Annotated in this window: 19 protein-coding genes; 13 read left to right on the top strand and 6 right to left on the bottom strand. The window is 61.0% G+C overall.

All coding sequences use genetic code 11. The annotated features are described in order from the left end of the window. Positions 1 to 112: 112 nt before the first annotated feature. From ACIQUH_RS13115 to ligD, 8 genes are all read left to right on the top strand, one after another. The gene (locus tag ACIQUH_RS13115; RefSeq protein WP_269343259.1) at positions 113 to 826 is read left to right on the top strand and encodes a FadR/GntR family transcriptional regulator; all 714 of its coding nucleotides are present in this window, start codon (positions 113 to 115) and stop codon (positions 824 to 826) included. 67 nt (positions 827 to 893) lie between these two features. Next, positions 894 to 1,874: a mannonate dehydratase gene (locus ACIQUH_RS13110; protein ID WP_003521785.1), complete on the top strand. Its 981-nt coding sequence runs from the start codon at positions 894 to 896 to the stop codon at positions 1,872 to 1,874. A 77-nt stretch (positions 1,875 to 1,951) separates the two neighbouring features. Then, the gene (locus ACIQUH_RS13105) at positions 1,952 to 3,538 is read left to right on the top strand and encodes an ABC transporter substrate-binding protein (RefSeq protein ID WP_400815607.1); all 1,587 of its coding nucleotides are present in this window, start codon (positions 1,952 to 1,954) and stop codon (positions 3,536 to 3,538) included. 229 nt (positions 3,539 to 3,767) lie between these two features. Continuing rightward, the gene (locus tag ACIQUH_RS13100) at positions 3,768 to 4,871 is read left to right on the top strand and encodes a hypothetical protein (RefSeq protein WP_400815691.1); all 1,104 of its coding nucleotides are present in this window, start codon (positions 3,768 to 3,770) and stop codon (positions 4,869 to 4,871) included. Positions 4,872 to 5,060: 189 nt separating this feature from the next. Next, the gene (locus ACIQUH_RS13095) at positions 5,061 to 7,400 is read left to right on the top strand and encodes an EAL domain-containing protein (RefSeq protein WP_400815605.1); all 2,340 of its coding nucleotides are present in this window, start codon (positions 5,061 to 5,063) and stop codon (positions 7,398 to 7,400) included. A 162-nt stretch (positions 7,401 to 7,562) separates the two neighbouring features. Beyond that, the gene (locus ACIQUH_RS13090; RefSeq protein WP_400815602.1) at positions 7,563 to 7,850 is read left to right on the top strand and encodes a hypothetical protein; all 288 of its coding nucleotides are present in this window, start codon (positions 7,563 to 7,565) and stop codon (positions 7,848 to 7,850) included. Then, positions 7,847 to 8,674 carry a Ku protein gene (locus tag ACIQUH_RS13085; protein WP_400815600.1) on the top strand — a complete coding sequence of 276 codons (828 nt, stop codon included), beginning with the start codon at positions 7,847 to 7,849 and terminating at the stop codon, positions 8,672 to 8,674. The genes ACIQUH_RS13090 and ACIQUH_RS13085 overlap by 4 nt, the downstream gene beginning before the upstream one ends. A gap of 3 nt (positions 8,675 to 8,677) precedes the next feature. Then, positions 8,678 to 11,170: a DNA ligase D gene (ligD, locus tag ACIQUH_RS13080; protein ID WP_400815598.1), complete on the top strand. Its 2,493-nt coding sequence runs from the start codon at positions 8,678 to 8,680 to the stop codon at positions 11,168 to 11,170. A 12-nt stretch (positions 11,171 to 11,182) separates the two neighbouring features. Here the strand turns inward: ligD and ACIQUH_RS13075 are convergent, their stop codons facing one another. From ACIQUH_RS13075 to ACIQUH_RS13065, 3 genes are all read right to left on the bottom strand, one after another. After that, positions 11,183 to 11,974 (bottom strand): Ku protein, encoded by a 792-nt coding sequence (locus ACIQUH_RS13075; RefSeq protein WP_400815596.1) that lies wholly within the window; start codon positions 11,972 to 11,974, stop codon positions 11,183 to 11,185. Positions 11,975 to 12,065: 91 nt separating this feature from the next. Next, positions 12,066 to 13,070 (bottom strand): inorganic phosphate transporter, encoded by a 1,005-nt coding sequence (locus ACIQUH_RS13070; protein WP_137411199.1) that lies wholly within the window; start codon positions 13,068 to 13,070, stop codon positions 12,066 to 12,068. Next, positions 13,070 to 13,714 (bottom strand): DUF47 domain-containing protein, encoded by a 645-nt coding sequence (locus ACIQUH_RS13065; protein WP_044458958.1) that lies wholly within the window; start codon positions 13,712 to 13,714, stop codon positions 13,070 to 13,072. Before ACIQUH_RS13065 ends, ACIQUH_RS13070 begins: the two co-directional genes overlap by 1 nt. A 113-nt stretch (positions 13,715 to 13,827) precedes the next feature. On the opposite strand from ACIQUH_RS13065, the gene ACIQUH_RS13060 reads away from it, so the two are divergent. Then, on the top strand, positions 13,828 to 14,370 hold the full coding sequence (locus ACIQUH_RS13060) for an NUDIX hydrolase (RefSeq protein ID WP_400815593.1): 543 nt from the start codon (positions 13,828 to 13,830) through the stop codon (positions 14,368 to 14,370). A 284-nt stretch (positions 14,371 to 14,654) separates the two neighbouring features. Here the strand turns inward: ACIQUH_RS13060 and ACIQUH_RS13055 are convergent, their stop codons facing one another. Next, positions 14,655 to 17,807, bottom strand: a complete 3,153-nt coding sequence (locus ACIQUH_RS13055; RefSeq protein WP_400815590.1) for an efflux RND transporter permease subunit — start codon at positions 17,805 to 17,807, stop codon at positions 14,655 to 14,657. Between the two features lies 1 nt (position 17,808). Continuing rightward, a complete protein-coding gene (locus tag ACIQUH_RS13050; RefSeq protein WP_400815588.1) occupies positions 17,809 to 18,969 on the bottom strand; it encodes an efflux RND transporter periplasmic adaptor subunit in 1,161 nt (386 codons plus the stop codon). A 275-nt stretch (positions 18,970 to 19,244) separates the two neighbouring features. On the opposite strand from ACIQUH_RS13050, the gene ACIQUH_RS13045 reads away from it, so the two are divergent. The 3 genes from ACIQUH_RS13045 to ACIQUH_RS13035 all read left to right on the top strand — a co-directional run bounded on the left by ACIQUH_RS13045 (position 19,245) and on the right by ACIQUH_RS13035 (position 22,234). Further along, positions 19,245 to 19,919 carry a response regulator transcription factor gene (locus tag ACIQUH_RS13045; RefSeq protein ID WP_400815586.1) on the top strand — a complete coding sequence of 225 codons (675 nt, stop codon included), beginning with the start codon at positions 19,245 to 19,247 and terminating at the stop codon, positions 19,917 to 19,919. Continuing rightward, positions 19,916 to 21,247 carry a sensor histidine kinase gene (locus ACIQUH_RS13040; RefSeq protein ID WP_400815583.1) on the top strand — a complete coding sequence of 444 codons (1,332 nt, stop codon included), beginning with the start codon at positions 19,916 to 19,918 and terminating at the stop codon, positions 21,245 to 21,247. The genes ACIQUH_RS13045 and ACIQUH_RS13040 overlap by 4 nt, the downstream gene beginning before the upstream one ends. A 108-nt stretch (positions 21,248 to 21,355) precedes the next feature. Continuing rightward, entirely contained in the window at positions 21,356 to 22,234 is an 879-nt protein-coding gene (locus tag ACIQUH_RS13035; RefSeq protein WP_400815581.1) for a DUF3313 domain-containing protein, read from the top strand. A gap of 62 nt (positions 22,235 to 22,296) precedes the next feature. Here ACIQUH_RS13035 and ACIQUH_RS13030 read toward each other — a convergent pair whose 3' ends face one another. After that, positions 22,297 to 23,205, bottom strand: coding sequence for a LysR substrate-binding domain-containing protein (locus ACIQUH_RS13030; RefSeq protein ID WP_400815578.1), 909 nt, complete (start codon positions 23,203 to 23,205; stop codon positions 22,297 to 22,299). Positions 23,206 to 23,414: 209 nt separating this feature from the next. On the opposite strand from ACIQUH_RS13030, the gene katG reads away from it, so the two are divergent. After that, entirely contained in the window at positions 23,415 to 25,586 is a 2,172-nt protein-coding gene (gene katG, locus ACIQUH_RS13025) for a catalase/peroxidase HPI (protein ID WP_400815576.1), read from the top strand. The last annotated feature ends 22 nt before the right edge of the window (positions 25,587 to 25,608 follow it).

The raw sequence follows: 25,608 nt of genomic DNA, 5'->3' as shown, positions 1-25,608 counted from the left end.
GATGGTACTTCATCCCAACTCCTCCCTGAGCTAACATGAAAACATATGACGTGCAGCCATGTCATCATATGAGTAGCGAAGGGATTCGTATTCTGCAAGAGGGAAGAGTGGCATGATGGGCGACAGGGCGAGGCCGCGGGAGAGGCGGGCACAACAGATCATCGATAATCTCAGCGCAGAAATTCGCAGTGGAAAACTGAAAAACGGTGATCAGCTTCCCACGGAACCGGAGCTTGAACGCAGCTATGGCGTGAGCCGCACCGTGGTTCGCGAGGCGATTGCCGATTTGCGGTCCGCCGGTTACGTCGTTCCCATTCAGGGCAAGGGGGTTTTCGTCAGCAATGCCAGTGAATGGGCTGGCGTGAAACTGACGCAATCCGAAGTCGGCACCATCGCGGAAACGCTTGAGATGCTGGAGTTCCGGCTTGCGACGGAAGGGGAGGCGGCGGCAATCGCCGCCTATCGCCGCACGGCCCAGCAGGAGGCGGCAATCTCTGCGGCGCACCGGAAAATGGCCCGCGCCATCGATGCGGGCGAGACCACCGTCGATGCCGATTACGAGTTTCACACGGCCATCGCGATCGCCACGAATAACCGCTTTTATCTGGAGGCCCTGCGTCAGTTCGGTTCGCGTTCGATCCCGCGCGGGCAGTTCCCCACGCTGCCGGAAACCGGTGACGCGAATTATCTTCGCAAAGTGCAGGCCGAGCACGAGGCAATCCTGCGCGCCATCGTCGAGCAGGATCCCGATGCGGCGCGAAAAGCCATGCGTGAACATATGCTCGCCAGCCAGCGCCGATACAGGTTGTTATCGGAAGCGCAATAGCATCTCGACACTCATCTTATTTCATGCGATGTCATATGATGACTTGCATGGAGAGAGGAGAGAATCGATGTATGTCGGCACCCAGGTTGCTGCGCGCGATGATGAGGATTTCAAGGTTTGGGCGCAGCTCGGCGTCAAGAATATCAACGCGGATCCGCCCGGAAAGCCCGCGAGCTGGACTTTCGAGGACTTCGAGCGCCACCGTGACAAGGTCGAAAGCTTTGGCCTCGTCCTCGACATGGTGCAATTGCCGCTGCCGTCCCGGCCCATCGAGCAGGCGTCGTATCCCGATATCCTGCTTGCCGGGCCTGATCGCGACCGGCAGATCGATGCCGTCTGCACGATGATCGAGAATATCGCCAGGGCCGGAATCCCTGCTGCGAAATATAATCTCAACCTCATCGGCATTCCGCGCACCGAAATGGAGCGTGGCCGCGGCGGTTCGCTCAACGAGGCCTGGCGCTGGGACAAGGCGGACCACGATGCCGCGCCGGGCCTCGCGGGCGTTCTTTCCGAAGACGAGAACTGGGAACGCATCGACTATTTCCTCGAGCGCGTCGTGCCGGTGGCGGAAAGCAACCGCGTGCGTCTGGCCTGCCATCCGCATGATCCCTATACCCCGCCGGGCTACAGGGGCGTCACCCGCGTACTCGGCACGGTCGAGGGGCTGAAGAAATTCGTGCAGATGCGCGAGAGCCCCTATCACGGCCTGAATTTCTGCCAGGGCTCGATCGGCGAGATGCTCGACAATCCGCGCGAGGAGATCGACGACATCATCCGCTGGTTCGGCAGCCGCGACAAGATTTTCAACGTCCATTTCCGCAATATCAGCGGCGGCAAACTCTCTTTCATGGAGACCTTCCCCGATGAGGGCGACATGGACATGGTGCGGTCGCTGAAACTCTATCACGAACTCGGTTATCGCTACATGATCATGCCGGACCATGTGCCGACGATTGCCGGGCGCGATGCTGTCGGTGTGGCTTTCGCCTTCTGCTACGGCTACATCGCGGCCCTGATCGAAGCGCTTGATAACAAACATCTTTGACCATTCTGGTCCGCGACGCCCCGCTGCGTCGCGGCTTTTTTCCGAACATGAATTACCGATCTGTAGGAGGAGCAGGTATGAGAAAATCATTGATCCGTCTCGCATTCACCACGGCCCTGGGGGCCATGCTGGTACAGGCAGCACCAGCCCTGGCCAAAACACCCAATGACCAGCTCGTCATCGGAACCTCGCTGGCCCAGGTGCTGTCGCTTGATCCGCATCAGGCGACCGAAGGAAAAGCCAACGAAATCATGTCCAACCTCTATGACCGCCTGATTTCGGTCGATGGTTCGGGCAAGGTTTCACCGCAGCTTGCCGAGCGCTGGGAGATAGATGACAAGGGCATCACCTTCCATCTTCGCGAGGCCAATTTCGCCTCCGGCAATCCGGTGACATCGGCAGACGTCGTCTATTCGCTCGGCCGGCTGTTGAAGATGAACCAGGCGGCCGCAGCCAACCTCAAGCGCGTTGGTTATAATGCCGATAATGTCGACAAGCTGGTGAGCGCACCGGACGAAAAAACGGTCCGCATCGATCTTTCCGGCGAAACGACGTCCGAACTGCTTCTCTATCGTCTGGCCATGGTCATCGCCAGCGTCGTCGACAGCAAGGAACTGAAGTCGCATGAAGTCAACGGTGATTGGGGCAATGGCTGGCTTAGAACCAATTCTGCCGGTTCCGGTCCCTTCACCCTCAATCGCTGGTCGCCCAATGAGATCATCATTCTCGAGGCCAACAAGAATTATGTGGCGGGCAGCCCGAAAATGCGCCGGGTCATCGTGCGGCATGTGCCGGAAAGCCAGGTGGAGCGCCTGATGCTGGAGCGCGGCGATATCGACATCGCCAGTGCGCTGACGGCTGCCGACCTTGCCACCTTCAACAACAAGGAAGGCTTCCAGATCCAGCGCGTGCCGACCGGCGGTTTCTACGTCCTGTCCATGAATGCCGGCAAGGAGCCTTTGTCCAACCCCAAGGTCCGCGAAGCGATTGCCTATGGCATCGACTATAAGGGCATGGAAAAGACCATCATGGGTCCTTACGGCCGGGCCCGCACGGTGCCGGTGCCGGAAAACTTCGAATACGCCATTCCGAGCCCGGAGTGGAAGCTCGATGTGGAGAAGGCGAAGGCGCTCCTCAAGGAGGCCGGTTATGAGAACGGTTTTACGCTCAATCTGAAGACGATTGCGCAGACGCCGCGCATCGATCTCGCCACCGCGATCCAGGCGTCGCTCAGCCAGATCGGCATCAAGGTCAATATCCAGCAGGGTAACGGTTCGGACGTGATTGCCGCCCATCGCGCGCGTGATTTCGATCTCCTCATTCCGCAGACCGGCGCCTACATGCCGAATGTTCTGGGTTCGATGGAGCAGTTCTCCAGCAACCCCGACAATTCGCTCGCCGCCAACAATGCCGGCAATTTCGTCTGGCGCTCGGCCTGGGACATTCCGGAACTGACGGCGCTCACGGCAAAGGCTTCGCTGGAGCCTGATGCCAAGAAGCGCGGGGAAATCTATACCCAGATGCAGGAAATGTTCGTCGCCCAGAAGCCGGCGGTGCTGCCGATGTTCGAGAGATTCGAGCCGATCGTGCTGAATGCGCGCGTGAAGGACTATGTGGGTCACCCCAGCCAGACGACCCGGCTGGAGAAGGTCACGAAGGACTAAGGGCAACCACAGCCTCTGAAAACCTGTGACGGGCGGTTTTACCGCCCGTTTTTTTATCCGCGGTCAACCGCGAAGCCCGGCCGAGGCGGTGGACTATCGTCGTCATCCCGCAAATTCAGGGGGTTTTCTCAAGGACTTCATCGGATTAGACCGTCGAACGACTATTCCTTCCCTCGGGCGAGAGTCGCAAACTCCGTTCACCCACCTCCCGAAGAATGTGTTGACGACCATGAACCTTGCACAGATAAAACTTCCGTCGCGGCCGCTGAGCCTCAAACGTGGCGTCATTTCGGTGCCGGCAGCCTATTATTTTTCCATTCCGGTGCTTCTGGTGATCACGGTCGTCATGCTCGTGGCTGAAGGCCCGGGCATATTGCGCGACTATCAGATCAGCAAAGATCCTCTGGAGATCGAAAACGGCGATATCAGCGGCAGCTGCAAGACGCGCAAGGCGATTTTCACGACCTGCGAGGCGGATCTTTCCTACGAGCATGCGGGTGCGCGCTACAAGAAGGATGTCGAGGTCATGTTCGTCGATTTCCATTCCGGCGACTATGAAACCGGGCTGGTCATCTCCGCGAAGAACCCGGAACTCGCAACGATTTCGCTGGGCCTCGACATGCTCTGGAACCGCATCATCACCCTCGGCGTGTTTGTTGCCCTGCTCGGTTTCGGCAGTTTGGCGATGCTGTTCACGCTCGTCCGGGGCCTGCGGGTTCGCCTTCAATTGCGCAAGCCCGCGCCCCTGACCGTCATTCCGGTGGCGCTGACGGCGGTTGCCGAAAAACGCAGCCGCCTTTTCGTGACCTATGCCGATACGGTGAGGGACGGTAAAACCAAGCGGCAATCCTTTACGCATCTGGAGCGGGGCCGCATTCCCGTTGTCGTCGGCAATACCGGCAAACATGACGTGGCACTGGCGGTCCTGCATGGCAACGGCGCGTTGCCGGTTCTGCTCGACGATCTGCTGGAGCGGATCGACCTTACGGAACAGGAGAGGGCGGCGGCTCTCGCATCGCTTGCCCCGATGGTCGCGAACGAGACGCAGGAAAAGGCGACGGCTCAGGGCGCCGCGATAAAGAAAGGACCGGGCCTGCTGCGCAGGCTGGGCACTTTCGTCGCCATCGTGGCCGTCATCATCGTCGCGGTGTTCGGTTACTGGCTGTGGTATGTCACCAGCGCGCCGTCGCAATTCAACTCGCCCGGAATGGACATCAACAACATGCTGCCGGCAGCCCTCAATGAGTGGGGTTGCGCCCGTCTGCAGGAGCGCTTCTCCGACGGTCCGGCGCCCTTCGGATGCACCGCGGCGGATTATCGAAGCTGGAAATAAAAAGCCTCGGCCGATCATTTTGCCGGGCCGGTTTGCCGAAAGTGTTACAGCTTGGCACGCCGTTCCGGCCTGTTTTTTATGCGCGAAAAAATATTGACGCAATTATCAATAGTTGCATTAGAGATTTATAAATAAACCACTCCCATAGTGCCACCGTGAGCGGTTCTTCAGAGGCTGGGAGAGTGCGTCATGTTCACGGTTCTGGAATGCGTTGTCGTACAACACGACCGGGCGGTCGTGCTTCTTGCGGCTGTTATCTGCCTGCTTGGCATGTTTGCTTTTTTTCATCTTTTATTGCGTGCGGAGGAAAGTCCGGCTGGCCGCAAGCCCTATTGGGTGCTGGTTGCCGCCTTTGCCGGGGGATTGAGCGTCTGGGCCACGCATTTCGTCGCCATGCTCGCCTATAAGGGCGCGGTTCCGATCGGTTATGATTTCTCCTTCACCGCCCTTTCGGCGGTTCTCGCCGTTATCGGTTTCTGGCTGGCGCTTACGGCCCGCTCGCAGGCTGCTTACAGCTCTGTTCTCGTCGGCACGCTGGTCACGCTCTCGGTTGCCGTCATGCATTTCGTCGGCATGGCGGGAATGGATGTCGCCGCCACGATCAGCTATCGCTGGGGACCCGTACTGGGCGGTTTTGCGGTGGCCTGGGTGTCTTTTCTCCTCGCCTTTTTCCTTTTTCGCCGCCTCGGCTCCTGGCAGCGCATCGCAGCACCCGCCGGATCGGCGATTTTCGCGATCTGCGCGCTGCATTTCACGACCATGTCGGCCACGGTGCTTTCGCCGGATCCGTCCGTATCGGGGCCTGATCCCGACAATGTCGCCCGGCTGATCATGATCTGCGCCATTTCCGGCGTGACCTTCCTCATCCTGTCCACCACCGCCGCCGCCGCTCTGGTGGATCGTTACCTTGTCGATCTCAAGGGGCTCGTGGATGCGACGCTCGATGGCCTCGCCGTCGTTCGCGATGGGCGGATCGTGGAACTGAACACCCGTTTTGCCGGCCTTCTGGGCCGGGAGGAAGCATCGCTGCTCGGTCAGAACCCCGACGATCTCTTCAAGGCCATCGACGGGCAACCCGCCTATCTGCCACGCCATACACCGGTGGAGGCGGTTCGCGAGCGCGCCGGGCAGGCGCAGATATTCGAACTCGGCGTGCGCACGATCGAATATCGCGGTCGCCCCTGCGAGGTAATGGCCATTCGCGACCTGACGGAAAAGCGGGAAGCACAGCGGGAAATCGAATATCTCGCCCGTCACGACGTCCTGACGGGCCTTTCCAACCGCACCATGTTCCAGACCCGCCTGCACCAGCAGATCGAACATTGCGACGAGGAGGACGAATTCGCGCTGCTGGCGCTCGATCTCGACCGGTTCAAGGCGGTCAACGACATATTCGGCCATGCCGAAGGTGACCGCGTCCTGAAAAAGGTCGCCGCCATTCTCGATGAATGCGCAAGGGCAGGCGATGTGGTCGCCCGTCTCGGCGGCGATGAATTCGTCATCCTGACCGCCCGGCACACCAAAGCGGAAGAGGCGCGCCTGCTGGCCGAGACGATCCTTGGCACGTTCGCATTGAAGATGAATGTCGCCAACGACCCGACCTCCGTCGGCGTCAGCATCGGCATCGCCGTCTTCCCGCGGGACGGGAAGGACCATGAAAGCATCATGCATGCCGCCGATCTGGCGCTTTACCGCGCCAAGATGGGCGGGCGCGGCATATTGGCCTTCTACGACCCGGTGATGGATCAGGAGGCGCGCGAACGCCGCCAGCTTGAGACGGATCTGCGGCTCGCGATCAATCGCAACGAACTGCTCTTGAATTATCAGCCGGTCCTTTCGGTCGAATGCGGCCAGGTCGTCGGTTACGAGGCGCTGGTGCGCTGGCAGCATCCGACAAGGGGCGTCGTGCCGCCGGATGTCTTCATTCCGATTGCCGAGGAGAGCGGCATCATCATCTCGCTCGGCGAATGGGTGCTGCGCGAGGCCTGCCGTCAGGCGGCCGGCTGGGCGCCGCATCTGAAGATCGCGGTGAATGTTTCGCCATTGCAGTTTTCGCTGGCCAATCTCGGCCATGTGGTCTGCACCGTCCTGATGCAGACCGGGCTTTCGCCGAGCCGGCTGGAGCTGGAAATCACGGAGGCCGCGCTTCTGAAGGACCGCAAGGCGACATTGATCATCCTCAACCAGTTGAAGGCGCTCGGTGTCGCCATTGTCATGGACGATTTCGGCACGGGTTATTCCTCGCTCAGCAACCTGCAGAGCTTCCCCTTCGACAAGATCAAGATCGACCGCAGCTTCATCGCCGCCATGAGCGACGATGACAATGCCCGCGCCATCGTGCGCGCGGTGATCGGCCTTGGCCGCAGCCTCGATCTGCCGGTGACGGCGGAGGGGATTGAGACGGATGCGCAATACCGCATGGTGGTCGACGAGGGCTGCGCGCAGGCGCAGGGTTATCTCTTCGGCAAACCGGATGTCGCGCCCGCCCAAATCGTCAGCGCCGCCACCCGGAAGAAACATTCCGTTTGATAAAAGATGCGGCGGCACAATGGTGCCGTCGCTTTCCTTTCCCATGTCCGATGGAACGAGAGCCAAGGCAGATCGTTAGGCTAGCGTGTGGCGCGTCCATGCCGCTGTCATCCCGACCGGGGGCGGTATGCCAACGCCGGACGGGCCTCTCAGGATATCGACATGAAACGGCAGGCAGAACATTCTGACAAAGACTTGAAGAGCTTCGATGTCCGCGACCGGCTGATACTGGCGCTTTATGCGCAGTTGAAGGCGGAGCGGCAGACCCGCGAGGCCATGGAATGGGTCATCCGCAATGGCGGGCTGTCGCCGGAGGTGCTGGAAGCCATGGCGTCCGACCCGGTGCCGGTTCTGGCGGAGGCGGACGTGCCCGCCATCGAGCGCATTCTGGCCAAGGGCCGAGGCGGAGAAATGTCCTCCCGCAACGATGACGAGGGACGACGGACATGAACCGGAGAGCGAGCTGGAGAGGCCATCTGACCTTTGCCGATTTCAACTGCGAAGTCGGCCTTTATTCCGCACTGACTTCGGCGGAGAAAATCTCCTTCAATATCGTCAACCGCAAGACCGGCCACCGCGTCGAGCGGCAATATGTCGATAGCGATACCGGCGATCCGGTTCTTCGCGAAGATCAGGTCAAGGGATACGAACTCGACAATGGCGATCATATCGTCATCGAGGGAGATGAGATCGCGAAACTGATGCCGGAAAGCGACAAGGTCATCCGCGTCAAACACTTTCTGCCCTGTGACGAGATCGACAAGCTCTATTTCGACAAGTCCTATTATCTTGCGCCGACTGCGGAGGAGGGCGGGGAGGCATTGACGCTTCTGGCAAGGGCAATGGAGGACGAGAATGTCGCAGCGCTTGGCGAAGCCGTGCTTTTCCGCCGCAACCGCGTTCTCCTGATCCGCCCCAGCGGCAAGGCTCTCGTCGCGACGACGCTGAATTTCAGTTATGAGGTTCGCTCTCAGACCACCGTCTTCAAGTCGATCCCGGACATCGAGTTTGACGAGGAAATGCTGGAGCTTGCCGGCCACATCATCGAAAAGCGCGCCGGTACCTTCGATCCGGCGGACTATAGCGACCGATACAACGATGCGCTGGCGGAGCTGGTGAAAGCCAAGATCGAGGGCCGGGAAATCGCAAAACAGCCGCCGCACCGGGAAGACAATATCATCGATCTCAAGGAGGCCCTGCGCCGCAGCGCCGGGGCCGGAGCCGGGAAAAAGGCGGCGGCAGCAGGCCGCAAGGCCCCGCGGAAAGCGAGCTGATCGATGGGATTGCAGACCTACAACGCCAAGCGCAGTTTCGACAGGACACCGGAGCCCAAAGGGGCGAAGGCCGAACAGCAGGGGTCGAGCTTTGTGATCCAGAAACACGATGCCCGGCGTCTGCATTACGATTTTCGCCTGGAAATGGACGGAGTGCTGAAAAGCTGGGCGGTGACGCGCGGCCCGAGCCTCGACCCCGAGGACAAGCGCCTTGCCGTGCATGTCGAGGACCATCCGCTGAGCTATGGCGATTTCGAGGGCGTCATTCCGAAAGGGCAATATGGCGGCGGCACCGTGATTGTCTGGGATCGCGGCACCTGGCAGCCGATCGGCGACGCCCGGAAAGCTTATCGCAAGGGCCATCTTGAATTCGAACTGGACGGCGAAAAGCTCAAAGGCCGCTGGCATCTGGTGCGCATGCATGGAAAGCCTGGAGAAAGCCGGGAAAACTGGCTGCTCATCAAGGGCGATGACGAGGAGGCGCGGCATAAGGGGGGTGCGGATATTCTCGAGGAACGGCCGGAATCCGTAAAGACCGGGCGCAGCGTCGAGGACGTCGCAGCCAAACCGAAGGATACCTGGAACTCCAAAACGGTATCGAAAAAGGCGGTTGCGTCTGCCTCCGGCAGGAAACAGGCGCATGCGCTGCCCAAAGGCGCACGCAAACTGGCCATGCCATCCTTCGTGCCGCCGGCGCTCGCCACGCTCAAGCCGAAACCGCCGGATGGTTCTCGCTGGCTGCATGAAATCAAATTCGACGGCTATCGTCTGCAGGCGCGCGTCGATCAGGGCAAGCTTCAACTGCTGACCCGCAGCGGGCTGGACTGGACGGAGAAATTCGGCAGGGCCGTGACGGGAGCACTCACGGCGCTGCCGGTGGAAACGGTATTGATCGATGGGGAAATCGTCGTCGAACGCGATAACGGCGCCTCCGATTTCTCCGCCTTGCAGCAGGATCTGAGCGAAGGACGCAGCGACCGCTTTGTATTCTACGCCTTCGATCTTCTCCATCTCGATGGCAGCGATCTGCGCGGTGCGGCATTGAGCGAGAGAAAAGCGCTGCTGGAAAAGCTGTTGCCGGCGGGCGATCCCCATCTCCGTTACAGCCAGCATTTCGAGGAAAGCGGCGCGCTTGTTCTGGACCATGCCTGCCGGCTCAGCCTCGAGGGCGTCATTTCCAAGGTCAAGAACAGCAAATATGTTTCCGGCCGCAAGGGCGATTGGGTGAAATCCAAATGTTCGCTGCGGCAGGAATTCGTCATCGGCGGTTATACCGTCTCCTCGGCATCGGACCATGCCATCGGATCGCTGGCGCTTGGCGTTTATGACAACGGCAAGCTGCGCCATGTCGGGCGTGTCGGGACCGGTTTTACGGGCGAAGTGGCGGAGATGCTGCTTGGCCAGCTAAAGCCGCTGGACCTGAAGGAGAGCCCGTTCACCGACAAGCTCACCGCGCTTGCCCGCCGCGATCTTCATTTCGTGAAGCCGGAACTGGTGGCGGAAGTGGAGTTCCGGGCATGGTCCGCAGATGGCAATCTGCGCCATGCCTCCTTCCGGGGGCTGCGCGAGGACAAGCCCGCAGGAGAAATCGAACGCGAGGAGAAGGCCGTGTCCGATACCAAGGCGCCGCAATCGAAGATCAAGTTCACCCATCCGGACCGGCTTTATTGGCCTGACGATGGCGTGACGAAGGAGGGGCTTGCCGATTATTATGCGCAGGTCTGGCGGCAAATGGCGCCCTTTGTCGTCAACCGGCCGCTGGCGCTCCTACGCTGCCCGGAAGGGATCGAGGGACAACGTTTCTTCCAGAAACATGCCTGGCGCGGCATCAACAAGGCCGTCGAGCAAATCAACGATCCCAAGGACAAGGGCGGCGAGCCGCTGATCCGCATCACCGATTTCGATGGCCTGATGGCGCTCGTACAATCCGCCGCGCTTGAAATCCACCCATGGGGTGCGACAACCGCCAATTGGGAAAAGCCCGACATGATCACCATGGATATCGACCCCGGCGAGGATGTGGCTTGGCAAGAGGTGATCGAAGCGGCGCTGGAACTGAAGCGGCGTTTCGAGGCGGCCGGGCTTGCCGCTTTCGTCAAAACCTCCGGCGGCAAGGGCCTGCATGTCGTCGCACCGTTGAAACCGCAGGCGGGCTGGGCTCCGGTCAAGGCCTTCGCCAAGGCCATGGCGGCGGATATGTCGAAAGCCGAACCGGAGAAATATCTCTCGGTTGCCACCAAGGCGAAACGGCAGGGCCGCATTTTCATCGACTATCTGCGCAACGGCAGGGGCAATACCGCGGTTGCGGCCTATTCGACACGCGCCCGGCCGGGCGCGGCCATTTCAGCGCCGCTCGAATGGTCGGAACTCACCACGGAGATCGGCCCGGCGCATTTCACCGTCAACAATATCGGCGCACGTCTTGCCGCGTTGAAGAAAGACCCGTGGGATGGATTTTTTGCCGCCGCCGAGCCGCTGCCGAAAAAGGCCCGCTGAAGGCATAGAGCCTCAGTTTCTCTTTTCGGAAGCAAGGCTTTTCTTCAGGGCATCCATGATGTTGATGACATTGCCGCCGGCGCGGGCCTTCGTGGCGGTTTTCTTTTTCGAGGAGGAGAGCTCCTCGCCCTTGGTCTTCAACAGGGACTTGATCTTTTTCTGAATGGGGTCCTGCACCAAAGCCGGCTTCCAACCCGTCACCTGTTTGCCGATGCGTTTTTCCATGGCTTCCAGCAGCGGCCGGTCGATTTTCATCTTCGGCTCCAGCGCGTCGATGCTTTCGCGCACCTCCTCGCCATAATGCAGCGTCCACAGGATGATGCCCTTGCCTGAAGGTTCGAGAAGGACCGCCCTTTCGCGGCGATAGATCACCAGACGCGCGATGCCGAAAACATCGTTCGCCTTCATGGCTTCGCGAATGACGCTGAAGGCTTCGGTGCCGATCTTGTCTTCCGGGCGCAGAAAATGCGGGCGGTCGTACCAGATCCAGTCGATCGATCCTTTCGGCACGAAGGTCTTGATATCGATGGTGCGGGTGCTTTCCAGCGCCACCGCATCGATCTCGTCATCCTCCAGCAGAACGTAATCGTCCTCGGCGCGGGGAAAACCTTTTACCTGGTTCTTGGCGGCGACCGGCCTGTGGGTGATGCTGTCGACGTAGCGGCTTTCGACGCGGTTGCCGGTTTTGCGATTGAGGATGTGGAAGGTATATCTGTTGCCTTCCGTCGTCGCGGGTGTCAGCGAGACGGAGGCTGTCACCAGCGACAGCTTCAGATAACCTTTCCAGAAAACCTGCCGTGCCATGTCCGCGATTCCGCATTGGTCTCCCGGAACAACAGCCGCGAGGTGGCTTTTGTTCCGGGAGGAGCGGCAAATCGGGGCAGGGATGGCGCTGTCAGCCGAACAGCGACGTCAGCCCGTAAACCGCAGCCGAGATCAGTGCAGCCGCCGGCATGGTTACGATCCAGGCGATGACGATATTGCCGGCAAGGCCCCAGCGCACCGCCGAGACGCGACGGGCCGCGCCGACGCCGACGATGGCGCCGGTGATCGTGTGGGTGGTGGAGACCGGAATGCCGAGCCATGTCGCACCGAACAGCGTCAGCGCACCGCCGGTTTCGGCGCAGAAACCCTGCATCGGGTTCAGCCGGGTGATCTTAGACCCCATCGTATGCACGATGCGCCAGCCGCCGAACAGCGTGCCGAGCGCCATGGCCGACTGGCAGGAAATCACCACCCAGAAGGGCACGTAGAAGCTCTCGCCGAGATGCCCCTGGCTGAAGAGCAGCACGGCAATGATGCCCATGGTCTTCTGCGCGTCGTTGCCGCCGTGTCCCAGCGAATAAAGCGAGGCGGAGATGAACTGCATGACGCGGAAGGTGCGGTCGACCGCAAAGGGCGTCTGCCGCACGAACAGCCAGGAGACGGTGAGCACCAGAAGCAGGGCAAGGAAAAAGCCGATGGCCGGCGACATGAAGATGGCGCCCACGGTCTTCAGCAGACCCGACCAGACGATGGAATTGAAACCCACCTTCGCAAATCCCGCACCGACGAGCCCGCCGATCAGCGCGTGCGACGAGCTGGAGGGAATGCCAAAAATCCAGGTGACGATGTTCCAGACGATGGCGCCGATCAGCGCCGCGAAGATCACCTGCGGCGACACGATCGCCGGATCGATGATGCCGGTGCCGAGCGTTTCGGCCACATGCAGGCCAAAGAACAGGAAGGCGATGAAGTTGAAGAAGGCCGCCCAGGCGACCGCATATTGCGGGCGCAGCACACGGGTGGAAACGATGGTGGCGATGGAATTTGCGGCGTCGTGCAAACCGTTCAGAAAATCGAAGAACAGCGCGATGGCGATAAGGCCGACCAGCAGCGGCAGGGCAAGCGCGACATCCATCAGACGTTCTCGATCACGATGCCGCTGATCTCGTTGGCCACGTCCTCGAAGCGGTCGACGACCTTTTCGAGTTCGCCATAGATCTCGCTGCCGATCATATAGGCCATGGCATTGCCGCTTGCACCATGGCGGCGGAAGAGGTCCTTGAGGCCGAGGTCGTGAAGTTCATCCGAGCGGCCTTCGACGCGGGTTACCTCTTCGGCAATGGATGACAGGCGATGCGCATTTGTGCCGACCTTGTTGAGAAGCGGAATGGCTTCCGCAATCAGGCCGGCAGCACGCACGATCTCATGACCCATTTCCTTCATCAGCGGATCGAATTCCGTCTGCTCGAAAAGGCGGATGGTCTTGACGGTCTTGTGCATCATGTCGATGGCGTCATCCATCGACTGGATGAGATCCTTGATGTCGCCGCGGTCGAAGGGGGTGATGAAGCTGCGCCGGACCGCGAGCAGCACCTCGCGGGTGATGTCGTCGGCCTGATGTTCCAGCGCGACGATGAGGTCGCAGTTCTTCTCGACGTCGACGCCGCTCAAAAGTTGATCAAGGGCCTCGGCCGCTTTGATGACGGTTTCGGAATGTTTGCTGAACATGTCGAAGAAACGGTCCTCGCGCGGCATCAGCTTGCGAAAAATACTCATCATGCGAATTGGCCCTCAATGGCGCTTTATTAGTTGTTGGGGGTGATTGTCATAAAACTGTCATAAATGCACGCAGGGCATTGATGCAACCCGGAAAATCAGCACTATCAACGGATATGAAACCCACCAAGAAAAGCCGGAAAACCCGCCCGGCTCGTGCACTGATATTGCTCCAGCAGCTCGCTGCGGTTCCCGAAAAGCTCTTCACCGGCGCTTTCCGGCAGCAATATGCCGCGCTCTGTTTCCGTTATGCCGGCAATGGCGAGGATGTCGAAATCCTCCTCGTCACCTCCCGCACCAGCGCACGCTGGATCATTCCGCGCGGCTGGCCGATGAAACGCAAGAAGCCGCACGAGGCGGCGGCGATCGAAGCGTGGGAGGAGGCGGGCGTGCGCGGGCGGGTGAAAAAGGATGCGGTCGGCCGCTATACCTATCTCAAGATGCTCGACAATGGCGATGTCGTTCCCTGCATGGTCGATGTATTCCAGATAGAGGTGACGGCGGCGGAAACCAGTTTCAAGGAACGCGGTGAACGCCTGGTGGAATGGGTGCGCCCGGATGAGGCGGCACGGCGCGTTCGCGATATCGAACTGAAGTCGCTTCTTGTCGATTTTCGCCCGAAGGGCAAAAAGAAGCGCCAGAGCGGTGAAAAACCGTAACCGCATGTGGCCGGCATTTTTGCGGCCAGAACTGTAATGCTGTCGCAACAGGCCATGCCCAACCTTGCCTGATGATTGTCGTCAGGAGCCGTTGCATGAATTTACCTCGTCCCGTTCCCCGCTGCCTGTTGCGTTATCTCCATCCCATCATCGCGCTCATGGTGCTTCTGGCAGGCCCGGCTGCCATTCTTCTGCTACGGTGACGACAGGCGCGTCATCCTGAATGAGAGGAATTTGGTGACGCCTTCCCGTTGTCTGGCTGGATTGATGTCCAGCCGGCCCTTTCAGGCCGGCTGCTTTCGGGAAGGTTGCGCCTGATGGTTAGAATGCCCGGTTTCATCCGGCGCTTTCGGCAACAGGCGGGCGAAACGCCTGCTGATGCTGTCCATATAGGAGAGGATGGTCGGCACCACGATCAGGGTCAGCAGCGTGGAACTGATGAGGCCGCCAACCACCGCATGGGCCATCGGCGCACGCTGCGCGCCGCCTCCTCCAACGGCCAGACCGAGCGGGATCATGCCGAAGATCATCGCAAGCGTCGTCATGATGATCGGACGGAAGCGGATGACGCCGGCATTTTCCAGCGCCTCGTTCAGCGAAAGCCCCCGCCGTCGCTCGCGATTGGCGAAATCGACCAGCAGGATGCCGTTTTTGGTCACGAGGCCCATCAGCATGATGAAGCCGATCAGCGAGAACATGTTGATCGTGCTGCCGGCCACCATGAGGCCCAGAAGGACGCCGACAAGCGACAGCGGCAGCGACGCCATGATGGCGAGCGGTTGCATGAAGCTGCCGAATTGCGAGGCGAGCACGATGTAGATGAAGATGACGGCCATGGTAAGCGCCGTGACCATGTGGCCGATGGTTTCCTGCATGGTTTCGGCGTCACCGCCGAAGCGGATGCGATAGCCGTTCGGCAGGTCGAGACCGGCGGTCAGCCCCTGCAGCGTCTCCGTCACGTCGCCAAGCGTGCGGCCGGCGATATTGGCCGAAACCAGTATCTCGCGGCGATTGTCGATGCGGCGGATTTCGGCGGGAGCCGGCATGATGCCGATATCGGCAACCTGATCGAGACGCACCATCAGCGGCGCACCACTCGCGGCCGTGCGGCCGGTCGCGATCATCAACGCACTGAGACTTGCCACGTCGGACCGCCGCTCGGCGGGCAGGCGGATGACGATATCGTAGCTGTTGCCGTCCGCATCCGTCCATTTCGACACATCCTCGCCGCCGATAAGGGGCGAGAGCGCTGTTGCAAGATCGGAGCGGGCAATGCCGAGATCGCTGGCTGCCGCAGGCTTCAGGCGTACCGAAAGAATGGAGGTCACATCCCTGGCGCTGGAGGTCACATCCACGAGGCCGGGGATTTTTCGCATGTCTTCGACCAGAGCGGCGGCGATCCTTTCGAGGATCGCCCGGTCGTCGCCGAGGATGCTCAGCTGCACCGGGCTTTCGCCGCCGCCAAGGCCGTTCTGCAGGATCGTGACCTCTATGCCGGGTATGGCCGACAGGCGTTTGCGGATCGGTTCGGCAAGGGAGGGCGGGGTTCGGCTCCGCATATCGAGCGGCACCAGCCCCACCAATATGGCGGCCCGATGCTTGCCGGCGGCGCCACCGGTATTGACGGTGGAATAAAGCGTCTCGACCTCCGGAAATTCCCTCAGCGCCTTCTCGACCTGCCGCACCTTGGTTGTCGTATAATCCAGCGAGGAGCCGACCGGCGCGGTAATGTTGACCTGGAAACGGCCCTCATCCGTATCGGGAACGAATTCCGTGCCGACCAAAGGCACCATGAACAGGCTGCCGATAAAGACGCCTGATGTGGCAAGCAGGGTGACGAGCCGGTGCCGCAGGGTCCAGCCGATGGCACGGCGATATTGCCCGGCCATCCATTCGAAGCCACGGTCGAAACGGGCAATCAGGCGGCCTATCGGCCCGCGCTTCGCATCGGGCTGGGCATCCGGATCGTACCAGACGCTCGAGAGCATCGGATCGAGCGTGAAGGCGACGAAAAGCGAGATCAGCACGGCGGCGGAGACGGTGACGCCGAATTCGTAGAAAAACCGGCCGACAATACCATCCATGAATGCGACCGGCAGGAAGACCGCCACGATGGTCGCCGTCGTCGCGATCACCGCAAGCCCGATTTCGCCGGTGCCGTCGAGGGCTGCGCGCAGGTGCGATTTACCCATGTGAAGATGGCGGGTGATGTTTTCGCGCACCACGATGGCGTCATCCACGAGAATGCCGATGGAAAGCGTCAGCGCCAGCAGGCTGAGCGTATTGAGCGTGAAGCCGAGGAAATCGATCACCGCGAGCGTGCCGATGATTGCGATCGGCAATGTCAGGCCGGTGATGACCGTGCTGCGCCAGGAATTGAGAAACAGGAAGACGATGGCGACGGCGAGCGCCGCACCTTCGATCAGCGTCGTCTGTACCTGATTGACGGATTCGCGGATGGGTATCGATGAGTCCGTGACGATGCGCAGATGTACGTTCTGCGGGGCAAGTTCGGCATTGAGCGCATCGAGGCGCTTCTTCACATCCGTCGCGACCTGAACCGTATTGGCGTCCTGAACCTTGACGATGTCGATCGCCAAGGCCGTCTGGCCATTATAGAGAGCGCGGTTTTCGGCATCGGCTGCCCCTTCGGAAAGCGTGGCGACATCGCGAAGCGCAATGGCCGCGCCGCCGCGTCTTGCCACGACCATGTCCAGCAGCGCCTGCGGCTCCTGGATACGCCCCTGCACCTGGATCGTGCGTTCGGAGACGGGATCGACGACGCTTCCGGCCGGGCTGTTGCTGTTGCCGGTGCGCAGCGCATTCACCACCTCGTTGATGCCGATCTCAAGGGCGCGCATGCGCGTTTCGTCGATTGTCACATCGATCTGCCGTTTGCGGGCGCCAACCAGCGTTGCCTGGCCGACACCGGCAACGGTCGTCAATTGTCGCACCACCCTCTGGTCGGCAAGGGTGGTGAGTGCGGGCACATCGAGCGATGTCGAACTGATGGCAATCGACAGGACCGGCTCGGCGGCGGGGTCGAACCTCGATATAACGGGCTTTTTGGCGTCTTCCGGAAAATCCGCCTCGATGGCGGCGATCTTGTCGCGGACCTCCTGCGCGGCGGCCGAACTTCGCACCTCGAGCTTGAATTTCGCGACGACGACGGAGCGCCCCTCATAGGAGGTGGACGTGACCTCATCGAGGCCGCCAATGGCGTTCAGCGCGTCCTCGACCGGGCGTGTCACCTCGGTTTCCACCGTCTCCGGCGTAGCGCCGGGATAAGCGGTGATGACCACCACCACGGGAACGTCGACATTGGGATATTGGTCCAGCCCGAGCCGCTGCATCGAGAAGGCGCCCATGACCAGAAGCGCCACCATCATCATGGTGGCGAAAACGGGATGGGTAACGGATATGCGGGTCAAGAACATGTCAGCCGGCCTTGTCGATGGTGACGGCCATGTCGGGCCGCAGTTCGGGAAGCGGCGCGGTCAGGATCGTCTCGCCATCTGTCAGTCCGGCGGCAATCTCGATCAGGCTGCCGCCGTTCCAGCGTGGCCCCACGGCGACCGTCTGGCGGCGCAGATAACCGTCCTGCACCTTGAGCACATGGTAACCCGTTTCATCCTTGCGCAAAGCAATCGCGGGAACGACGAGCGCATCGCTTTTTTCGCGCAGCAGAATATTTCCGCTGGCGAACATTCCACCCCACAATTGCCCATCACGATTGGCAAGCCTGACATAGACGGCAACGACGCGTGTGCCGTCTTCGGCAACAGGGCTGATGCGCTCGACCGTGCCCTTGACGATCTGGCCGCCAAGGCCGTCAATCTCCAGTTCCGCCGTCTGGCCGCGGGCGACGCGCGGAACATCGCGCGTGGCGACAAGTACCTTCGCCTCCAGCACATTGGTATCGACCAGCGTGAGAAGTTCGCCATCCGCACCGACGCGCGATCCCGCCTCGGCCAGTCGCCGGGTGACGGTGCCGCTGAAGGGCGCGTGGATTTCGGCATTGCGAAGCGCCAGGCGTGCGATATCCGCCTGCGCCGAAAGGCTCTGGAGCCTTGCCGTCTTCACCGCGACGTCGCTTTTCGCCTTGTCGAGCTGTTCTGCCGAAGCGATGTTTTTCAGGGCAAGCTGTTCGGTTCTCGTCAGCGCCTGCATCGCCAGCATCAGCTCGGCTTCGGCCGCGTCCCGGTCGCTCTGCCGCAGCAGCAGTGTCGATTGCAACTCGTCGGTTTCGAAACGCACGAGCAGCTTGCCCGCCTGCACCGCATCTCCATCGCGGACATTCATCTCGACGATCTTGCCGGCTTCACGGGCGCGGATCACCACGCGGGTGATCGGCTGAAGTTCGCCGCTGACGCCAAGCCGCTCCACCATCGGGCGCGCGCCGATCTTCGCCGTTTCTCCGGACGTCAGTTCGAACGGAGTACCTGCGGGGCTCATCGCGGCAGTCTCGACGAGCCCGTTCACGATGCCTTTGACACGCTCATTCGCATCGACGCTGCCGCGCGCCGGATCGAGAGCGGTGACAACGAGAACGCAACCTGCAAGCGCGATTCCCGCCTTGATGGTTCTCTTCACCCACATGCTGAAATCCTTTCCATACCGGACCGCAGCTCAGGCGGTCGCATTGCCTCTCTTGAGGCGCATGGCATCTGGATAGGCGTCCATAATTGCAGCAGCATTACCCCTGCGAACACACCTGCTTAAACAGCAATGTCTGATGCTCTATCGCCCTGTTTTTAAGCCTTTTTCGGAGGGGAAACCGTTATGCGCCGGGTTGGAAATGCTCTGGCGTCTTCTTCGCCGCAATACTGCCGCAACCTTGCTGGCAGACAAGGGAGGCGAAGGAACGGTGACGCATGAGACTTCTGTTGATCGAAGATGAAAAGGAAATGGCGGATGCGCTGACGGCGACGCTCGGCAGGCAGGGCATCGTCATCGACCATACGATGTGGCTCGGCGATGCGGTGGAGCTGACGCGCCAGCATGTCTATGACGCCATCCTGCTTGATCGCCGCCTGCCGGACGGGGAGGGACTTGCCTTCATTCCGCAGCTGCGCCACGCCGGCATCGACACGCCGATCATCCTGCTGACGGCAATGAACGAACCGGAAGACCGCATTGCCGGACTGGATGGCGGCGCCGACGATTATCTCGGCAAGCCGTTTCTCGTCGGTGAGTTGCTGGCTCGGGTACGTGCGGTTCTGAGAAGGCCGGCAAACCTTGCGCCGGCCGAGATCACCGCGGGCCGCATCGTTATCGATCCGCTTCATTTCAGCGTCACGATCAATTCCGTTCCCTTCGATCTGCCAAGGCGCGAGCTTGCGGTTCTGATTGCGCTGGCGAAACGCAAGGGCAAATCCGTGCTGCGCTCCACGCTTGAGGCGGCCGTCTACAATTACGAGGAGGAGATCCAGTCCAATGCGCTAGACGCGCATATATCGCGGCTGCGAAAACGCCTGCTCGATGCTTCCGCCGGGGTCGGCGTGCACAATATTCGCGGCATCGGTTATCTGCTCAAGGAGGAGACATGAAAGTGCAGGCCTCCAACCCGTCCTTGTGGTGGAAACTGAGCTGGCAGCTCAGCGTCGTGGTTTCCTCCATGATTGCCGTGGTCATCATCGGTCTCTGCTTTTACGGCGTGACGATGCTTTCGCCCAATATCGCGCTCTGGGACGACCTGTCGCCGACACTCGATGAGTCGCTTTCGCTCGATCCGCAAAAGGGACTGGTCGTCACCGAAGGCCCGGCACTGCGGGCGCTCAAGGCGGAGAATTCAACGCTCTGGTTCGTGGCTTCCACGCTGGATGGGCAGGTGGCGACCTATGGCGCCGTGCCGGCCGTTTATCAGGAATTGTCGCGGTATCTGCATCTGATGACGGATGCCGATATTCGCGGGGGCAAGGGCATCACCGAGGTCGCCCTGGTTGAAAGCATGGAGACGAAGTGGGGCCCCGTAAGGGTCATGTTCGGCGGGACCACATATATAAGCGGGCAGTTTCTGACGCTTCTGGCCGGAACATACAAGATTTACGTTCCCCTGCTGGCTGTCATCCTGCCAGCCGTATTCTTCTCCATTCCCCGCATCGTGCACCAGGCGCTTTCCGGCCTCAGTTCCGTCGTCAAAAAGGCGCCCGAGATCGATCCGCGCCGGCCGGGTGCAAGGCTTCCCGTCGAGGACGTGCCGCGGGAGGTGGTTCCGCTGATTCTTGCCTTCAACAGCATTCTCGAACGGCTTGAAGGCCAGTTTCGGGCGCGGCAGCGTTTTCTCATCGATGCGGCGCATGAGCTGAGAACGCCGATTGCGATCATGCAGACCCGGATAGAGGGCCTGCCGGGGCCGGAGCAGCAGCGTCTGATGGAGGATGTCGCGCGGCTTGGGGAAACCACCGAACAGCTTCTCGCCTTCGAGCGAAACGATCAGGTAAACGACCGGCGCGAAACGGTGGACCTCGTCGAGACGGCTCGCACCGTCGTTGCCGATCTCGCCCCGCTCGCGCTTTCGGCGGGCTACGATATCTCCTTCGAAACGCAGATCGCGCATTATGAATTACTGGGCAATCCCTTCACCCTGCCGCGCGCCATCAGCAACATCGTGCGCAACGCCATTGATCATGGCGGAAACAGGGGGACGATCCACGTCTCGGTTCTCGCGAGTGGCGAGATCGCGATTTCCGATGAGGGGCAGGGCATAGCCGAAGACCAGCGGGAACGGATTTTCGAACCTTTTTACCGCGTCACGCCGCGCAGCACCGGGGCTGGGCTTGGCCTCAGCCTCGTCAAGCAGATCGTCGCCAACCATAACGGGCGAATCTTTCTGGACAGCAGCGCCTTCGGAAGTACCTTCCGGCTACGTTTCTGATCGTGCGTTGCACGCCGTTTCAGCGGCGGGCAATTGTAATGTTGCCGCAATTTTCGCTGTCGTACCGTGTGGGGCACAGGATCAACCATGCCAACTGGAGTACGTGCAGTGCAACAACAGCGGAAACTGTTTCCCCGGGGTTTCGGCCACAAGGCGTCCCGCAGTCGCGGTGTCGCCTTCGCGACCTTGCCTTTCGCCATCATCATGTCCGGCTGCACCTCCGTGCCGCTCAAGGAGGGTGGTACGCTGACTTCCTATGCGCAGCTCAGTCCGGCCAAGGGCAAGTTCACCAAATCGCGCACCTTCGTGGACGCCAACGGGCTGGCCGGGGTCAAGACCGTTGCCATCGTGCCGACCACCTTTTCCTTCGCGGCCTCATCGCGCGTCACATCGGAAAAGGACCGTGTCCTTGTTTCGAATGCGCTGGATCGGGCCATCTGCGTGGCGCTCAGCGACAAATACCGGATCGCCGCGCTTGGCCAGCCGGCGGATATGACCGTGCGCACGGTCATCACCGATCTCGTGCCGACCGACAAGACCATGGCCGGGGTATCGACGGCCGTGACGCTCGGCAGCAGCGTCGTCCTGCCGGTCAGCGTGCCGCGTCTCCCTTTCGGGCTTGGTGGCCTCGCTGTCGAGGCGGAGGCGGTGGACAGCACCGGCGTTCAGCGCGCCGCAGCCGTCTGGTCCAAAGGCGCAAATTCCATCACTGGCAATGCCCGCGTGTCGGAAATCGGGGATGCCTATGAGCTTGCCGCCGATTTCTCCAACTACTTCTCGCGCATTCTGGTGACAGGCAAGGTCTCCGACGGGCTGAACCTCTCTCTTCCCTCCGGCCACCGAATCCGGTCGGCTCTGGGCGGAAAGCCGAAATATGCCGAGTGCGATGCCTATGGCCGATCGCGCGGCTTGAAGGGCATGGTGGCAGACAAGTTCGGCGCGCCGCCGGAATGGACCGACGGGCACGCGAAAGCCGCATCGCGATAAGGCCGGGCGCCTATTTGAGGATCGCGCGCGTTACGGCACGCGCGATAGTCCGAGCCGAGCTTCTATGACGTAAGACCGAGCTTCTGCAGGCCGCATTCGCGGACGATCTCCGCAATATGGGCGAACTGCGCCGAAAGCGGATTGCTCCTGCGCCACACCATGCCGATGGTGCGCGACGGGCGCGGTTCCGCCAGCCGAAATACCGAGACGGTGGACTGGCGTGTTTCCATATCGACGGCCATCTGTGGAATGAGCGTGACGCCGATGCCCGCGCCGACCATCTGCACGAGGGTGGAGAGCGAGCTGCCCTCCATCAGGACGCGCGGCGGCGCATTTGTCGTGCTGCAGAAGGAGAGCGCCTGATTGCGGAAACAATGGCCTTCTTCCAGGAGCAGTAGCCGCATTTCACCCAGCTTGTCGGCGCTCGGCACCGGCATGCCCGCATCCTCCAGCGGCCGCACCAGAATGAATTCCTCGGAAAACAGCGGAACCTCCTCCAGCGCCGGTTCCGAGACGGGCAAAGCGACGATCGCCATGTCCAGCCGGGCTTCCAGAAGGTCTTCGATGAGCTTCTGCGTCACCGCCTCGCGCGGGCGCGCTTCCAGCCCGGGATAATGCCGCGTGAGTGTCTTGATAATCTGTGGTAAAAGATAGGGTGCGACGGTGGGAATGACGCCGATGCGCAGGCGGCCGCTGAGCGGCCCATGCCGCGCCCGCGCCAGATCCTGCAACTCATCCACCGAACGCAATATCGAGCGGGTGCGTTCGGCGAATTCCTCGCCAAGCGCGGTCAGCCGGATCTGGCGGCTGCTCCGTTCGACGAGCGGCGCGCCGATCAGTTCCTCCAGCTCCCGGATCTGCAAAGACAGTGCCGGTTGGGAAATGGCGCATGCCTCCGCCGCCCGGCCGAAATGGCCGATCTTGGCCAGCGCATCGAAATAACGGAGATGTTTCATGGAGAGCGCAATCATAAGCTCAGCATATCGCAGCCTTTAGAATATACAATTGGAAATTATGGAACCCGGCTGTTAGTCATCTTCATGACAGAAAGAAGCTGTAGCTGTGAGAGGTTACCAGCGCCGCTGCACGGTCTTCCCATGACTTGCCGCTGGCTCTGGCTCCCACGCTGCACATGTCGAATTGATTATTCGTTTAATTGCTAAACCCATCGGAGGGCGAAATGGACGCAACTTCAAAACCGGCTGGCAAGTGTCCTGTCATGCATGGAGGCAACACGGCCTCGGGTAAATCGGTGACCGAATGGTGGCCGAACGCGCTGAACCTCGACATACTGCATCAGCACGACACCAAGACCAATCCGCTCGGCACCTCCTTCAACTATCGCGAAGCCCTGAAGACGCTCGACGTCGAGGCGCTGAAAGCCGATCTGCGTGCGCTGATGACCGACAGCCAGGACTGGTGGCCGGCCGACTGGGGCAGCTATGTGGGCATGATGGCGCGTGTTACCTGGCATGCGGCGGGTTCCTACCGCGTGACGGATGGTCGCGGCGGTGCAAACACCGGCAACCAGCGTTTTGCCCCGCTCAATTCCTGGCCGGACAATGTCAACACCGACAAGGGCCGCCGCCTGCTGTGGCCGATCAAGAAGAAATACGGCAACAAGATTTCCTGGGCGGACCTCATCGCGCTCGCCGGCACCATCGCTTATGACGTCGCCGGTCTGAAGACCTTCGGCTTCGCCTTTGGCCGCGAAGACATCTGGGCTCCGGAAAAGGACACCTATTGGGGTGACGAAAAGGAATGGCTGGCGCCGAGCGACGGCCGTTACGGCGACGTGACCAAGCCCGCGACGCTGGAAAACCCGCTTGCCGCCGTGCAGATGGGCCTCATCTACGTCAATCCGGAAGGTGTGAACGGCAAGTCCGATCCGCTGGCCACGGCGGCGCAGATGCGCGAGACCTTCGCCCGCATGGGCATGGATGACGAGGAAACCGTGGCGCTGACTGCCGGCGGCCACACCATCGGCAAGTCGCACGGCAATGGCAGCGCCGCCAACCTCAGCCCCGATCCGGAAGCCGCAGGCCCGGAATATCAGGGCCTTGGCTGGATCAATACCAAGGGCCGCGGCATCGGTCGCGACACGGTGGTTTCCGGCATCGAAGGTGCGTGGACGAGCCAGCCGACCAAGTGGGACAACGGCTTCTTCGACATGCTGTTCAAGCATGAATGGACTTTGACGCACAGCCCCGCCGGCGCATCGCAATGGGCGCCGATCACCATCGCCGAAGAGGACAAGCCTGTCGACGTCGAGGATGCCTCGATCCGCACCATTCCGATGATGACCGATGCCGACATGGCCCTGAAGGTCGATCCGATCTACCGCGAGATTTCGCTGAAGTTCAAGGACGATCAGGACCATTTCTCCGAGGTCTTTGCCCGCGCCTGGTTCAAGCTGACGCATCGCGACATGGGCCCGAAGTCCCGTTACATCGGCCCGGATGTTCCGGCTGAAGACCTGATCTGGCAGGATCCGATCCCGGCAGGCTCGACAAGCTACGATGTCGCGGCCGTCAAGGCGAAGATCGCCGCTTCCGGTCTTTCCGCTGCCGATCTGGTTTCGACCGCATGGGACAGCGCCCGCACCTTCCGCGGTTCGGACAAGCGCGGCGGCGCCAATGGCGCACGCATTCGCCTCGCACCGCAGAAGGATTGGGAAGGCAACGAGCCCGCCCGTCTTTCCCGCGTCCTCTCGGTTCTGGAACCGATTGCCCGTGAAACCGGCGCAAGCATCGCCGATGTGATTGTGCTTGCTGGCAATTACGGTGTGGAGCAGGCTGCGAAGGCGGCCGGCTTCGATATCGCCGTGCCCTTCGCGGCCGGTCGTGGTGATGCTTCCGCCGAACAGACGGATGCCGACAGCTTCGCGCCGCTCGAGCCACTGGCGGATGGTTTCCGCAACTGGGTCAAGAAGGACTATGTGGTCAGCCCTGAAGAACTGCTGCTCGACCGGGCGCAGCTTCTCGGCCTCACCGCGCCGGAACTCACCGTTCTCATCGGTGGTCTGCGCGTCATCGGTGCCAATTACGGCGGCGCGGCGCATGGCGTCTTCACCGACAAGCCCGGTGCGCTGACGACGGACTTCTTCACCACGCTGACGGACATGGCCTATTCCTGGGTCCCGTCCGGCAACAATCTCTATGAAATCCGTGACCGCAGGACCGGAGCGACGAAATATACCGCGACCCGCGTCGATCTCGTGATCGGCTCCAACTCCATCCTGCGCGCCTATGCGGAAGTCTATGCGCAGGACGACAGCAGGGAAAAATTCGTGCGTGACTTCATCGCCGCCTGGACGAAGGTGATGAACGCCGACCGCTTCGACCTGCTGTAAGGCCGACTGTTCAGCGATAATG

The sequence above is a fragment of the Agrobacterium sp. NPDC090283 genome (assembly GCF_044769685.1).
In the GTDB taxonomy this organism is placed as follows: Bacteria; Pseudomonadota; Alphaproteobacteria; order Rhizobiales; family Rhizobiaceae; genus Agrobacterium.
Note: the sequence above shows the minus strand (reverse complement) of the source record. Positions and strands in the feature narration are given on the sequence as shown.